The 13,502-nt window shown below is 54.1% G+C and carries 12 protein-coding genes; 11 read left to right on the top strand and 1 reads right to left on the bottom strand.

Going from position 1 to position 13,502, the window contains the following annotated elements:
* Positions 1-39: 39 nt before the first annotated feature.
* Positions 40-1,365 (top strand): MFS transporter, encoded by a 1,326-nt coding sequence (locus Q4E93_RS06220; protein ID WP_303583490.1) that lies wholly within the window; start codon positions 40-42, stop codon positions 1,363-1,365.
* Positions 1,366-1,745: 380 nt separating this feature from the next.
* A complete protein-coding gene (locus tag Q4E93_RS06215; RefSeq protein ID WP_303583488.1) occupies positions 1,746-3,857 on the top strand; it encodes an endonuclease MutS2 in 2,112 nt (703 codons plus the stop codon).
* A 118-nt stretch (positions 3,858-3,975) separates the two neighbouring features.
* Here the strand turns inward: Q4E93_RS06215 and Q4E93_RS06210 are convergent, their stop codons facing one another.
* Positions 3,976-6,360: an ABC transporter permease gene (locus tag Q4E93_RS06210; RefSeq protein WP_303583487.1), complete on the bottom strand. Its 2,385-nt coding sequence runs from the start codon at positions 6,358-6,360 to the stop codon at positions 3,976-3,978.
* Positions 6,361-6,516: 156 nt separating this feature from the next.
* Between Q4E93_RS06210 and Q4E93_RS06205 the strand changes: the two genes are divergently transcribed.
* The 9 genes from Q4E93_RS06205 (at position 6,517) to Q4E93_RS06165 (ending at position 13,492) form a co-directional block, all read left to right on the top strand.
* Positions 6,517-7,782 carry an alkaline phosphatase family protein gene (locus Q4E93_RS06205; protein ID WP_303583486.1) on the top strand — a complete coding sequence of 422 codons (1,266 nt, stop codon included), beginning with the start codon at positions 6,517-6,519 and terminating at the stop codon, positions 7,780-7,782.
* Between the two features lie 27 nt (positions 7,783-7,809).
* Entirely contained in the window at positions 7,810-8,523 is a 714-nt protein-coding gene (locus Q4E93_RS06200) for a hypothetical protein (protein ID WP_303583485.1), read from the top strand.
* The gene (locus Q4E93_RS06195) at positions 8,468-9,175 is read left to right on the top strand and encodes a hypothetical protein (protein ID WP_303583484.1); all 708 of its coding nucleotides are present in this window, start codon (positions 8,468-8,470) and stop codon (positions 9,173-9,175) included. Before Q4E93_RS06200 ends, Q4E93_RS06195 begins: the two co-directional genes overlap by 56 nt.
* Positions 9,123-9,455: a hypothetical protein gene (locus tag Q4E93_RS06190; RefSeq protein WP_303583483.1), complete on the top strand. Its 333-nt coding sequence runs from the start codon at positions 9,123-9,125 to the stop codon at positions 9,453-9,455. The genes Q4E93_RS06195 and Q4E93_RS06190 overlap by 53 nt, the downstream gene beginning before the upstream one ends.
* A 21-nt stretch (positions 9,456-9,476) precedes the next feature.
* Positions 9,477-9,947: a RidA family protein gene (locus Q4E93_RS06185; protein ID WP_303583482.1), complete on the top strand. Its 471-nt coding sequence runs from the start codon at positions 9,477-9,479 to the stop codon at positions 9,945-9,947.
* Between the two features lie 10 nt (positions 9,948-9,957).
* The gene (locus tag Q4E93_RS06180) at positions 9,958-11,079 is read left to right on the top strand and encodes a D-TA family PLP-dependent enzyme (protein WP_303583481.1); all 1,122 of its coding nucleotides are present in this window, start codon (positions 9,958-9,960) and stop codon (positions 11,077-11,079) included.
* A 264-nt stretch (positions 11,080-11,343) separates the two neighbouring features.
* Positions 11,344-12,660, top strand: a complete 1,317-nt coding sequence (locus Q4E93_RS06175) for an inositol-3-phosphate synthase (protein ID WP_303583479.1) — start codon at positions 11,344-11,346, stop codon at positions 12,658-12,660.
* A complete protein-coding gene (locus Q4E93_RS06170; RefSeq protein WP_303583477.1) occupies positions 12,660-13,115 on the top strand; it encodes a phosphatidylglycerophosphatase A family protein in 456 nt (151 codons plus the stop codon). The genes Q4E93_RS06175 and Q4E93_RS06170 overlap by 1 nt, the downstream gene beginning before the upstream one ends.
* Positions 13,112-13,492 (top strand): GtrA family protein, encoded by a 381-nt coding sequence (locus Q4E93_RS06165; RefSeq protein WP_303583475.1) that lies wholly within the window; start codon positions 13,112-13,114, stop codon positions 13,490-13,492. The genes Q4E93_RS06170 and Q4E93_RS06165 overlap by 4 nt, the downstream gene beginning before the upstream one ends.
* The last annotated feature ends 10 nt before the right edge of the window (positions 13,493-13,502 follow it).

Raw genomic sequence — 13,502 nt, 5'->3', positions numbered from 1 at the left:
ACCATATGAACCAACAGACGATTAAAAGGACCCAAAATCATGAAGTTAACCACATTCAACGCATTACACAGCCGTAACTACCGGTTGTATTTCTACGGACAATTCGTATCCCTCATAGGCACCTGGATGCAGCGCACGGCTGTCAGCTGGGTGATCTACACGATGACGCACTCCGCTTTTCTCCTGGGACTTACTTTCTTCGCAGGCCAGTTCCCCTCTTTCATGCTGTCTTTGTTTGGCGGCGTGGTATCCGATCGCTACGACAGGTTCCGGGTGCTGCTGGCTACGCAATTTGCTTCCCTGCTGCAAGCCTCCGCGCTTGCCGTCATCATTATCACGGGTCACTATAAGGTCTGGGAGCTGCTCGCCCTCAGCGTAATCCTGGGTTGTATCAACGCCTTTGACGTCCCCGCCCGGCAATCCCTCGTCTATGACATGGTGGAAGACAAAAGGGATATTCCCAATGCCCTGGCGCTGAACTCTTCGATGGTCAACCTGGCCCGGCTCATCGGCCCCGCTTTCGCCGGCGTGGTCCTCGAAAAGCTGGGGGCGGGCGCCTGCTTCATCCTGAATGCCGCCAGCTTTATAGCCGTCATTATCTCCCTGCTGAGAATGCGGCTCCCCGCGTACCAGCCTAAAGCCAATGACAAAAAAGTATTCACAGAGATGCGGGAAGGCTTCACTTATCTCAAACAGACCCCTTCCATCGCAAAAGTGATCCTTATGCTGGCCGCCATGAGCCTGCTGGTGATCCCTTACGCCACCATGATGCCCGTGTATGCCAAAGAGATCTTTAAAGGGGACGCCACTACTTTTGGATACATCGACAGCTTCATTGGGCTGGGGGCCGTGACAGGTGCGCTGTTCCTGGCCTCTTTACCCGCCTCCGTGGACAGGAAAAAGATCCTCTGGACCAATACGGTCTTATTTGGCGTAGGGCTGATGCTCTTCTCCCACACCACCTGGTTCCCCCTGGCCATGATCTTCGCCATGCTTTCGGGCTTCGGTATGATGGCACAGACCACCATCTCCAATACCATCATCCAGACAACGGTGGCGCCTGCGATGCGGGGACGGGTCATCAGCTATTTTGCCATGGCCTACTTCGGTCTGCAGCCGCTGGGCAGCCTGCTCATCGGGGCCGTATCGCAATACATCGGCGCTCCCGCCACCCTGTTGGCGGAAGGCCTGGCAGCCCTGGCCATCGTCGGCATCTTCTGGAAATACTTGCGCGAAAAAGAGCCCCAGGCACAACAAACCCGCAGCGACTCCGTCCATATCGAGGATGGCAGCCTTCCTGCCGACGAGGAATTGCCCGCCATGCCTGTTATTCCTAGCCACAAGCCACAAGCTACTAGCTACTAGCCAGACACTTATAAGAACCTTAGCTTGCCGCTCAAGGCTCACCGCTTGCAGCTTGCAGCTCGCCGCTCCCAGCTCCCAGCTCGCAGCTCACCGCTCACCGCTCGCAGCTCGCAGCTCACCGCTTGCAGCTTGTAGCTTGCAGCTCACAGCTCACAGCTCACAACTCACCGCTCGCAGCTCACCGCTCGCAGCTCACCGCTCACCGCTTGCAGCTTGTAGCTTGCAGCTTGTAGCTTGCAGCTCCCAGCTCGTAGCTCACCGCTCACCGCTCTCCGCTTGCAGCTTGCAGCTTGCAGCTTGCAGCTTGAAGCTCGCACCTCAAAAAGCCGTACCTTCGCTGCTCAAAAAATCAAAGGATCCGCCCGCAGGCGGAGGGTGGTATGAAAATTTTTCCGGAGTCAGCCTTGGTCCAGTTGGAATTTGACAAGATAAAGGCCCTTTTAACAGAACAGTGCAACACAGAATACGCCCGGGCGAAGGCCGGCGATCTCCGCATTCATACCCGCAAGGAATTCATCGAGCTGGAGCTGCGGCAAACCCATGAATTCAAATTCTTGACCAGCGCCGGCCAGTATTTCCCCAATGACCATACATTAAATCTTTCCAGGGAGCTGAAGCTCCTGGGCATTCCCGGCGCCACCCTCACGGGCGAGCAGTTCATGCAGATCCGCCGGCTGGCGGAAGGCATGCAAAGCATCTTCCGCTGGTTCGATGCGGAAAGAAAAATTGCTTATCCGGCGCTGTCCAGGGTCATCGCTCATACGCAATACGAGAAAAGCATCATCGCCGCCATAGACGAAGTGCTGGATGAATCCGGCGTCGTACGGGACAATGCCTCCGAAGAACTGGCCAATATCCGGTTGAGCCTTTACCGTAAACGCAATGAGCTGAGGCGCGTATTCGACAGGATCCTGTCCAAGCTGGCCAAGTCCGGCTATGTCGCCGACATCGAGGAATCTTTTCTCAATGGCAGAAGGGTAGTGGCTATCTATGCCGAACACAAACGGCAGGTGAAAGGCATCCTCCACGGAGAAAGCGACACCCGCCGTACTTCCTTCGTCGAGCCGGAAGAGACCATCGAGCTGAATAACGAGGTCTTCTCCCTGGAACATGCGGAAAGCAGGGAGGTCAATCGCATCCTCCGGGAGCTGACCCAACGGCTATCCGGCCACGCACCCTTATTGACCATATGGCATGACGTACTGGGCGAATTCGATTTCATCCGGGCCAAGGCCCGGCTGGCAGGGGAAATGAACGCCAACTATCCGCAGCTGATGGATAAAGCGCATGTTCATCTCCGCCAGGCCTATCATCCCCTGCTGTACCTGTACAACCGGAAGAACCAAAAGCCCACCATCCCTACGAATATCTCGCTGAATGAAAAAGACAGGATCCTCGTCATCTCAGGTCCCAACGCGGGCGGAAAGACAGTGACCCTGAAAACGGTAGGTCTGCTGCAGCTGATGTTGCAAAGCGGCCTGCTGGTCCCCGTGCATCCCGATTCCGAAATGGGGATCTTCAAGCAGCTGATGATCCACATCGGCGACACACAAAGCCTGGAGTTCGAGCTGAGCACCTATAGCTCCCACCTGAAGAACATGCGTTACTTCATGGAGAATGCCAACGGCAGGACCCTCTTCTTCATTGACGAGCTGGGCAGCGGCAGCGACCCCAACCTGGGCGGGGCCTTCGCGGAGGTGATCCTGGAAGAGCTGGTGAAGCGACATTCTTTCGGCATCGTCACCACGCACTATCTGAACCTGAAAGTGATGGCCAACAAGACATCCGGCATCATCAACGGGGCCATGGCCTTCGACGAGACGAACCTGATGCCCATGTACAAGCTGATCATCGGCAAGCCCGGCAGCTCCTATACCTTCTCCATCGCCGAACGCATTGGCCTGGAGCCGCGACTCATCCAGCGGGCCCGCAGCTTGGTGGACGAAGACCATTTCCGCCTGGATAAGCTGCTGAACCGGACCGAACAGGACCTAAGGCAGCTGGAGCAAAAAGAAAAAGAGCTCCACAAGCTGATGAAGGAGAACGAAAAGCTGAAGAAGGAAATGGAAGCCTTCATCCATAAGGAAAAACATACCCAGCAGGTGGAGCTGCTGAAACATCAGAACAAGATCACCGAAGAACGGATAACCTATCTGAAAGAAATGGAACGCAAGCTCCGGCAGATCATCTTCGACTGGCGCAAGGCGGAGGACAAGAACGAGGTGATCAAACAAATGCAGGCCCTGTTGTTCAAACAAAAAGAAAAGCAGGTCAACGAGAAAGTGCGAAAGAAGTTCGACGCCCGCTACGAAGAGGTCGGCGGCGACATTCAGCTGGGACAGAAAGTGATGATGAAGAAGAATCACCAGGTGGGTACGGTCAGGGAGCTGCGCGGCAAAAAAGCCGTGGTGCAGGTGGGGCTGATACCCATCACGGTGGATACCGCCGATCTCATCGGCGTCCGCGACAAACCACAGGAAGAACCTTCTTAGCCATCAGCTTCAAGCTACAAGCTACAAGTGCGCTTATCTAAACCCTGGCTTGAAGCTTGCAGCTTGCAGCTTGTAGCTCGCAGCTCGCCGCTCACAGCTCACAGCTCGCCGCTCACAGCTATTCCGTCCTCAAACTCTTCACCGGATTGGCCACCGCCGCCCTGACAGCCTGGTAGCTGATCGTTAGTATCACCATCAGGATAGCCGCTCCCCCCGACAGGGCAAACACCTGCCAGGAAATAGTCGTGCTGTAAGCAAATCCGCCCAGCCATTGGTGCATGGCATACCATCCGACGGGCGATGCGATAAGAAAAGCGATCAACACCAGTTTGACAAAATCCACGGACAGCAGGTGCACGATATGGGAAACGCTGGCGCCTAATACTTTCCGTACACCTATCTCCTTTGTACGAAGGAAATTGCTGTAGGATGCCAGTCCCAGCAACCCCAGGCAGGAGATAAAGATGGCCAGCACGGCGAAATGCAGGAACAGGTCCCCGAATTTGTCCTCCGCCCGGTACTGGCTATCGAACAGCTCATCCAAAAAAGTAAACTCGAAGGGTCGATTGGGTATTGCCTGCCTCCAGTGGTCTTCAATGGCCCTGATCGTCGCACCCGGGCCGGCTGCCGACAGCTTGATCGAAATGGTCCCGAACTCGTTGGGGTTTATACGCAGGACCAGCGGTTGAATGCTCTCCTGCAGCGATCGGTAATGGAAGTTTTTTAATACACCGATGATCGTCCCCCGGGCGCCCCGTTGCTCCCATTTCCGGCCAAGCGCCTCCTGCGGCGAATGATAGCCCAGCAATTCGACCGCACTTTCATTGATCATCATAGCCTGGGTGCTGTCGGTGGATAAACCTTTCAAAAAGGCCCTCCCGGCTACGACCTTCAGGTCATATTGAGTGATAAAGTCGGGGTCGACGCAGTCCCTGCCCACAATTGTTTTTTGCATTTCACCTTCCCTGTTCTCCAGGACCGTATACACCTGCAGAATAGCCTGACCTGGCACCCCTGAAGAATAGGCGGTTGACAGTACGCCGGGTATGGAAGCTAAGGATTGTTTAAAAACGTCCCGGTTCTTATCGAAATTCGTTTCGATGATCATTTCCTGTTCCCTGCTGAAGCCGAGCTCCTGGCTGCGCATGTAACGCAGCTGTTTGAAGACGACGATGGTCCCCAGGACAAATACAATGGAGATAGTGAACTGGAAAACCACCAGGCCTTTCCGTAGCAGCAGCCCCTGGGTTCCCGTCGCCCACCGGCCTTTCAGCACACTGACGGCCTTAAAGGAGGACAGCACCAGGGAAGGATAGATGCCGGCAACGAGGCCGATCGCAGTGGACAATAAGAACAACATCGCAAGATCCGCTGGCCCGCTTAAGAAATAGGAACCGATGTCTTTCCCGGCAAGATGGTTGAGCCAGGGCATCATCAGCGAGCCTGCCAAAAGGGTCAGCGCAAACGCCACCCAGCAAATGATCACTGATTCTCCCATGAACTGTGCCGCTACCTGGCCCCGGGCTGCGCCAATCACTTTCCGTACGCCCACCTCTTTTGCCCGCACCGTGCTGCGGGCTGTTGTCAGATTGATAAAATTGATGCAGGCAATGATGAGGATAAAGACGCCGATGATGGAGAAGATGCGGACATTTTGAATATTCCCTGTTACGAATCCATCCCGCGGGGACCTTAAATAAACATCCATCAGCGGCTCCAGCAACAGGGTTTCGGACATCTGCGACTTCCGGGCGTCGGCGCCGTGGTGGAACTCCATAAATGCCGGGAGCTTTTTCTCCAGAGAGGCGGCATCCGTGTGAGGCCGCATCAGGATATAGGTGTAGTAATTGTGCGCAGTCCACTGGCTGTCCTGCTTGGGGAAGCCATAGATCTGTTCCCAGGACGATAGGGAAACAAACATGTCGGTCCGGATCTGTGAATTCTCCGGGATGTCCTTCATGATGCCGGTGACGGTGGCATCGATGGCGCCCCCGGTGAGCAGTACATGCTGCCCCAGCGGGTTGGCGTCTCCGAAATATTTTTTGGCGGCGCTCTTTGACAATACAACACTCATTGGGTCTCTCAGCGCCGTACGCGCGTCGCCTGCGATCAAGGGAAAGTCAAAGATGCGGAAGAGCGAGCTGTCGGCCATTACCGAGGTCTTTTCCTGGAATTTTATGTTCCCTTTGGTCACAAGAAAACCGTCCCTGTATAGGCGGACGGCGTCTTCTACTTCCGGGAATTCTTTTTTAAGCAGGATGGCCACGGGCCCGACGCTGACCCCTGCGTGAACGGTTTTGGTGGGCGTGACGACATCGCCCGCCACACGATAGATCCGGTCCGCCTTGGCATGAAAATCATCATAGCTCAGTTCAAACCTTACATACCGGAAGATCAGGAAACAGGCCGTCATCCCCACTGCCAGCCCCATGATATTGATGAAAGAAAAGTACTTGTTGCGCAGGAGATTCCGTATGGCAACCTTGAAATAGTTTCTTATCATGTGTCTCCCGCAACCAAAAAAATGCCACTATTGCATCTTCTTATAAATCAATTGATAATACACGGATAGCCCGCGACGTTGTTCGTATTCGATACAGTCGTTGTTCGCGGATGATCAACCTAAATACTTTAATTTCACCACCGAATACCAACCAATATGAGAAGACCTGTCCTTTTCCTGATTGTCGCATCCCTGTTTACTTCAAATGGCTCTGCTCAAACGGCCCCGGACACCGCCGAGATAGTCATGCCCGGACGGTCCAACAGTCCCGTACAGCTGCAAAAGCCATACGTGATCATGATCTCCGCCGACGGGTTTCGCTGGGACCTTGCTGAAAAATACCATGCCTCCCACCTGCTGGCGCTGCGTGCGGGCGGAGTGGCCGCAGAAAAGATGATCCCTTCCTATCCTTCCGTCACTTTCCCGAACCATTACAGCCTGGCCACCGGTCTTTATCCCTCCCACCATGGCATCGTGGACAACACTTTTTACGATCCCCAAAAGGGTAGAGGGTACAGGATCAGCGATCGCACCGCCGTCCGTGACAGCTCCTGGTACGGGGGCATTCCTATCTGGGCGCTGGCCGAACAGCAGCAGATGGTGACGGCCAGTCTTTTCTGGGTAGGCTCCGAGGCGGCCGTCGCCGGTGTCCGCCCCACCCACTACTATTATTTCAATGATAAAATATCCATGGACACCCGCCTGCGGGCCGTAAAGAGCTGGCTCAGCCTGCCGGAGCCGCAACGCCCGCACCTGATCCTTTTCTACATGTCCCAGGTGGATCACGCGGAGCATATCTACGGACCCGATTCGAAAGAGGCGGATGAAGCCGTTCACCTGGTGGATGATGTCGTCGGAAAAATGACGCGCATGGTGGATTCACTGCACCTGCCGGTGAATTACATTTTCGTTTCGGACCATGGCATGGCGCCCATCGACACCCTGCACGGCGTCGCCGTTCCTGCTTCCATCGACACGACAAAATTCATCGTCGCGGGCAGCGAGACCCTGCGGCACCTGTATGCGCGCGACAGGAAAGATATCCCTGCCGCTTACGAAGCCCTGAAAAAAGAAGCAAAGGATTTCGACGTCTACCTCCCCGATGAAACGCCGTCCCGGTGGCATTATACGTCTAAGGATGACCGCTACCGCCGGATGGGGGACATCCTGCTGGTGACCAAATATCCCCGGATGTTCTTTTTAAAGAATAACAGGCTCATTCCAGGCGAACACGGTTTCGACAACGCCATCTCCCAGATGGGCGCCACCTTCTACGCCTGGGGCCCCGCGTTCAAACAGGGCCTCACGATACCGGCTTTCGAAAATGTGAACGTATATCCGTTGATAGCGCATATCCTGGGGCTCACCCCGCCGCCGGATATCGACGGCGATCTGAAAGTATTGAAAGAAGGACTGCGCTGATGCCATTGTCAATAAAAAAACAACCTTATGCTCCTGCGGGTGATATTATACCTTGTCTACACAGTGTACTGCCTCGGCTTTGAATGGGCTGCAGCCATCGTCGGCCAGCGTTGCAAAAGGGCTGCCTGGCAGGATGCCTACAAGTGGCTGGTCATCTTATGCTGGGTGACGGTGGTAGTGGAGATGACCGACCACTGCTTCATCCTGCTGCGCGTCCAACACCATATTTTCTATAATATATGGGGCTATTTCGAGACGGGCGGCATTATCTTCATTCAGCGCCGCCTGCTGAAGCAGCAATGGACAAAACACCTGCTCACGGCAATGCTTATCCTGCTGACCATCGGCACGGCCGCAAATTATGTCTGGGGTCCGCCATTGAACGATTTAAATCCCCCCTTCCAGCTGTTCACCCTGTTCATCCAGCTGATAGGCACCTGCGCGGCTCTCATCGATATACTGGGCGACAAAACGACCGCTGTCCCTTTGTCCGCACAGCCCGCTTTCTGGATGAACGCCGGTATGCTCTTTTATTGCAGCGTATTCGTCCTTAACTATATCTTCCTGCTGTTCTTCAGATCGCCTGGTCCGATAGGCTGGTTTTTTCTAGTATGCAGCCTCATCGCCAATACTTTTATGTACGGCGGCTTTATCGCCTGCTTCCTCACCTTAAAAAAACAACCTTATGGTCCTACGGCTGGTAGTGTACCTGACCTACACAGTGTACCTTCTGGGAATTGAATGGGCCGCCGCCATCATCGGCCAGCGCAACCGACGGGCTGCCTGGCAGGACGCCTATAAATGGCTGGTCGTCTTATGCTGGGCGACGGTGGTAGTGGAGACGTCCGACCAGTTCGCCATCCCGCTGCACATCAAAGCCCATTCTTTATATAATATCTGGGCTTACTGCGAGACGGGAGGCATCGTCTACATTCAGCTCCGCCTGTTGTCGCGGAGATGGGCAAAACGCCTGCTCACGGCAATGCTGATCGTACTGACCCTGGGCTCGGCCGCAAATTATATCTGGGGACCGCCATTGAACGATTTGAATCCTTCATTCCAGCTGTTCACCATGTTCATACAGCTGATCACCACCTGCGCGGCCCTCATCGATATCCTGGTAAACACATCCGATACTCCCTTGTCCGCGCAACCCGCTTTCTGGCTGAGCGCCGGCATGCTCTTCTATTGCAGCATATTCACGCTTATCTATATCGCCGAGATCTTCTTCAGATCGGCCGCCCTGGTAGGCTGGTATTTTATGGCATGCAGCACCGTCGCCAACGCGTTCATGTACGGCGGCTTCATCGCTTGCTTTGTTACCTTAAAACGACAAACTCATGCTGGAGAAAATAATGTTCGTGACCTACCTCCTGTACGGCATGGGGTTTGAATGGGTGGCCGCCCTCGCCGATGTCCTGCTGAATAATTCGGACAAGTCCCTTTCCGCCCGGCCCGATTTTTGGCTGGCTTCCGGCATGTTGTTTTACAGCAGTATATTCGTCCTTCATTATATCCCACAGCTGTCTTCCCAACATCCGGAAGGGATCCCCCGGTATTTCCTGGTGTGCAGCAGCGTCGCCAATACTTTCATGGACGGCGGCTTTATCGCCTGCTTTAAGGCATTGCGCCGGGAAGATGGACAAAAAAATCCCGTAACTTCGGCCCCCTGATTTATCCTGTTAAATACAAATATGCCCGATCAAACTCCTGAAATGAATTTCGCCGCACTGGGATTGCAATTGCCGCCCGCCCCGACGCCCCTGGGCGTGTACAAACCTTGCCTGATAGATGGAAAATATCTTTATGTATCCGGTCATGGTCCTCTGAAAGAGGACAGGACCCTCATCATCGGTCGCGTAGGCGCCGACCTGGACATAGAAGAGGCCAGACTGGCCGCCCGGCAGACGGGACTGGCGATCCTTGCCACTATACAGTCCAATCTGGGTAGCCTCGACAAAGTGAAAAGAGTGATAAAAGTATTGGGCATGGTGGGCTGCACGCCGGAATTCGACCGGCATCCCTATGTGATCAATGGCTGCAGCGAATTGTTTGCCTCCGTCTGGGGAGAAGAGAATGGCGTAGGTGTCCGCAGCGCAGTAGGCATGGGCTCGCTGCCCGACAATATCCCCGTGGAGATAGAAGCCTTATTTGAATTATATTAAATATGCTCAGATGATACCCATCGCGCCTGAATGGTACCGCATAGAGACGGTGGACCAAATAGATTCACCTGCACTGGTGGTCTATCCCCATCGCGTAAAAGCCAATATAGCTTTGGCCGTCGAAATGGCCGGCCACCCCGCCCGCCTGCGCCCGCATGTCAAGACGCATAAATCTCCCGATGTCACCCGGCTGTTGCTGGACGCCGGTATCCATAAATTCAAATGCGCCACCATCGCCGAAGCCGAGATGCTGGCCATCGCCGGCGCTACGGACATCCTCCTGGCCTATCAGCCGATAGGTCCCAAACTGCAGCGCTTCATTTCACTTGTCCGCAAATACCCGGCAGCGAAATGCTCCTGCCTGTCGGACAACGAAGAAGCATTGACAGCGATGGGCGCCGCTTTTGCATCCGCCGGCCTGAATATCTCCGTCTACCTCGATTTGAACATTGGGATGAACCGTACAGGCATCCCACCGGGCGCGGCCGCCTTCCAACTCTACCGGACAGCCGCATCGACCGCCGGCGTCACTCCCATCGGCCTGCACGCCTATGACGGTCATATCCGCGACGTGGAATTCGACGCGCGGAAGCAGAAATGCGATGACGCTTTTGCCGCGGTCGCGGCCCTGAAGCAAGCCCTGATACAGGCAGGTTTCGCCGATCCCATCGTCATCGCAGGAGGCAGCCCTACCTTTTCCGTTCACTGCAAAAGACCGGACGTGGAATGCAGTCCCGGCACTTTTGTCTATTGGGATAAGGGTTACAGTGACACATGCCCGGAACAGGGATTCCTGCCCGCCGCACTCGTGGTGAGCCGCGTCATCTCTCTGCCGGCCCCCGGCAGACTTTGCCTGGACCTGGGACATAAATCCATTGCCGCCGAAAATGAGCTGCCCCGCCGGGTAAGCTTTCTCAACGCTCCCGACTGGATTGCCACAGGACAAAGCGAAGAGCACCTGGTGGTATCCGCCAGCGAAGAGCACGGACACCATCCCGGAGACATAGTGTATGGATTGCCCATGCATATCTGCCCCACCGTCAATCTGTATGAGCGTGTTTATACCATCGAGGAGGGCCGGCTCACGGGAGAATGGAGGAACACCGCCAGGGATAAAAAGATCAGCGTGTAATTTTGCCCGGCCGATCCTGCCTCACCGGCCTTCCCGACCGACGAATACCGTATTTGACCACCCAAAACCCCCTGTTCGCCGAGATTCACCTTCTTTTAACGTATAAGGAGTTATTTTTATCAGATCAGACAATTTTAGCATAGGTTATAAGAGGCTCAGTGTCACCCATATGCGTTTTTTTCGACCAGAAAACTATTTTGTTCGAAAAATTATTATTTCGATAATTTTGCGATTGCATTTTAATCACTACAAAACCATACAACCATGGAAGTAAAAGAACCGACTGGCAGGCTGGGAGTGTTGATCCCCGGTTTAGGCGCCGTAGCAACTACTTTGATTGCAGGCGTTGAAGCAATAAAGAAAGGATTAGCGCAACCAATTGGATCTATCACACAGATGGGAAATATTCACCTCAACCGGAAATCCGGGAACAATTATCCTAAAATAAAAGATTTCGTTCCATTGGCCAACCTCCAGGACCTGGTTTTCGGCGGCTGGGACGTATACGAGGACAATGTATACGAAGCCGCCAGCAGGGCCAAAGTGCTGGAACCCGGACTCTTACAGGCGCTCCGCCCCGAACTGGAAGCCCTGAAGCCCATGAAGGCGGTGTTTGACAAAGCTTATATCAAGAACCTCGATGGTACCCACATCAAGACGGGCGCCAATAAAATGAAGCTGGCCGAAGCCCTGATGGACGACATCGCCCAGTTCCAGGATTCCCGCGACTGCGATCGCCTGGTGATGGTATGGTGCGGCAGTACCGAGAAATATACGGAAGTATCCGATGTGCATGAAACCCTGGAAGCTTTCGAAAAAGGGCTCCGCGAAAATGATCCCCGCATCGCCCCCAGCATGATCTATGCCTATGCCGCTATCAAGCTGGGCGTCCCCTTCCTCAATGGCGCGCCCAACCTCACCTGTGATATCCCCGCGCTCACGGAGCTGGCCAAGCAGACAGAGACCCCCATCGCCGGCAAGGATTTCAAGACAGGACAGACGTTAATGAAGACCATCCTCGCCCCCGGCCTGCAGGCCCGCGCCCTTGGCGTAAAAGGTTGGTTCTCTACCAATATTTTAGGTAACCGCGACGGCTATGTGCTGGACGAACCGGATAATTTCCGTACCAAGGAGGTTTCCAAGCTCAGCGTCCTGGAGGACATCCTCCGCCCGGATCTGAGCCCGGAATTGTATAGCGAGCTGTACCATAAGATCCGGATCAATTACTATCCCCCTCATGGCGATAACAAGGAGAGCTGGGACAATATTGATATTTTCGGCTGGCTGGGTTACTCGATGCAGATCAAGATCAACTTCTTATGCCGCGACAGTATCCTGGCTGCCCCGCTGGTGCTGGACCTGGCCTTATTTGGCGATCTGGCCAAAAGATCCGGTCTCAGTGGGATACAGGAATGGTTGTCTTTCTATTTCAAGTCCCCCCAGACCATCCCCGGCTTCCGGACAGAACACGATATTTTCAAGCAGCTGCATAATCTTCAGAACGCCCTGCGTAAACTTATGGGCGAAGAGCTGGTCAATGGTGAGGGCCTGACCTATGCGGAGGAAGAAATAACGGCCTGATGGGACGATTCCATCGACTCATTTCTACTTGTCTTGGAATAGGTTATACACCAAAAGGAGGCGGCACAGTGGCTGCCGTCGCCTGCTGTATAGTCTGGTATGTTGCCGGGGCGGGTGGAAATGAGTCTGTTTTTATAGAAGTCACCGTGACATTGGCCATCCTTACCCTGGGTATCTGGAGCGCAAATAAAGTGGAGGAAGAATGGGGGAAGGACAGCTCCAAAGTTGTCATAGATGAAGTGGCAGGTATGTGTATCACCCTGCTGCTGATCCCTGTTAGATGGCACTATGTGCTGGTGGGCCTGGCGCTTTTCCGGTTTTTTGACATTGCTAAGCCATTATATATCCGAAGAATGGAAAAACTAAATGGCGGCTGGGGTGTTATGATGGACGACGTGCTGGCGGGAATTTACTCCAATATTGTATTACAACTAATTGTGCTGACGAAGATATGAAGAGGATGATAACTTTCTCAAAGGCGCAGTTGGTTTCGCTGCTGGCTACAGGGGTCGATTTCCTGGTTACCTATGCCCTGGTGCAGGGCCTTGGGGTCCCCAAAGTCGCAGGCAGCGCCACGGGAAGCATTTGCGGAGGAGTGACACATTTTTCGATCAGCCGGAACTGGGTCTTCAGCGCGCAGGAGAGCAAATGGACCGCCCAGCTCACCCGTTATATGCTGGTCTGGATAGGCAACCTGGTCCTCAACGTATCCGGTTTTTACCTGCTGACCCATTTCACAACGATGAATTATTTGCTTGCCAAGATCATAGTTTCAATAGCAGTGGCTGTATTTTACAATTACGTATTGCAGAAAAGATATGTATTTAAATAAGACTAATAAG

The organism is Flavitalea plasmicola, from assembly GCF_030546645.1.
Classification (GTDB): Bacteria; Bacteroidota; Bacteroidia; order Chitinophagales; family Chitinophagaceae; genus Puia.
Note: the sequence above shows the minus strand (reverse complement) of the source record. Positions and strands in the feature narration are given on the sequence as shown.

Coding starts and splice junctions, on each gene's coding strand:
- Q4E93_RS06210 (WP_303583487.1), bottom strand. CDS start 6,360: ATGATAAGAAACTATTTCAAGGTTGCCATACGGAATCTCCTGCGCAAC.
- Q4E93_RS06190 (WP_303583483.1), top strand. CDS start 9,123: ATGCTGGAGAAAATAATGTTCGTGACCTACCTCCTGTACGGCATGGGG.
- Q4E93_RS06200 (WP_303583485.1), top strand. CDS start 7,810: ATGCTCCTGCGGGTGATATTATACCTTGTCTACACAGTGTACTGCCTC.
- Q4E93_RS06180 (WP_303583481.1), top strand. CDS start 9,958: ATGATACCCATCGCGCCTGAATGGTACCGCATAGAGACGGTGGACCAA.
- Q4E93_RS06165 (WP_303583475.1), top strand. CDS start 13,112: ATGAAGAGGATGATAACTTTCTCAAAGGCGCAGTTGGTTTCGCTGCTG.
- Q4E93_RS06205 (WP_303583486.1), top strand. CDS start 6,517: ATGAGAAGACCTGTCCTTTTCCTGATTGTCGCATCCCTGTTTACTTCA.
- Q4E93_RS06195 (WP_303583484.1), top strand. CDS start 8,468: ATGGTCCTACGGCTGGTAGTGTACCTGACCTACACAGTGTACCTTCTG.
- Q4E93_RS06175 (WP_303583479.1), top strand. CDS start 11,344: ATGGAAGTAAAAGAACCGACTGGCAGGCTGGGAGTGTTGATCCCCGGT.
- Q4E93_RS06215 (WP_303583488.1), top strand. CDS start 1,746: ATGAAAATTTTTCCGGAGTCAGCCTTGGTCCAGTTGGAATTTGACAAG.
- Q4E93_RS06170 (WP_303583477.1), top strand. CDS start 12,660: ATGGGACGATTCCATCGACTCATTTCTACTTGTCTTGGAATAGGTTAT.
- Q4E93_RS06185 (WP_303583482.1), top strand. CDS start 9,477: ATGCCCGATCAAACTCCTGAAATGAATTTCGCCGCACTGGGATTGCAA.
- Q4E93_RS06220 (WP_303583490.1), top strand. CDS start 40: ATGAAGTTAACCACATTCAACGCATTACACAGCCGTAACTACCGGTTG.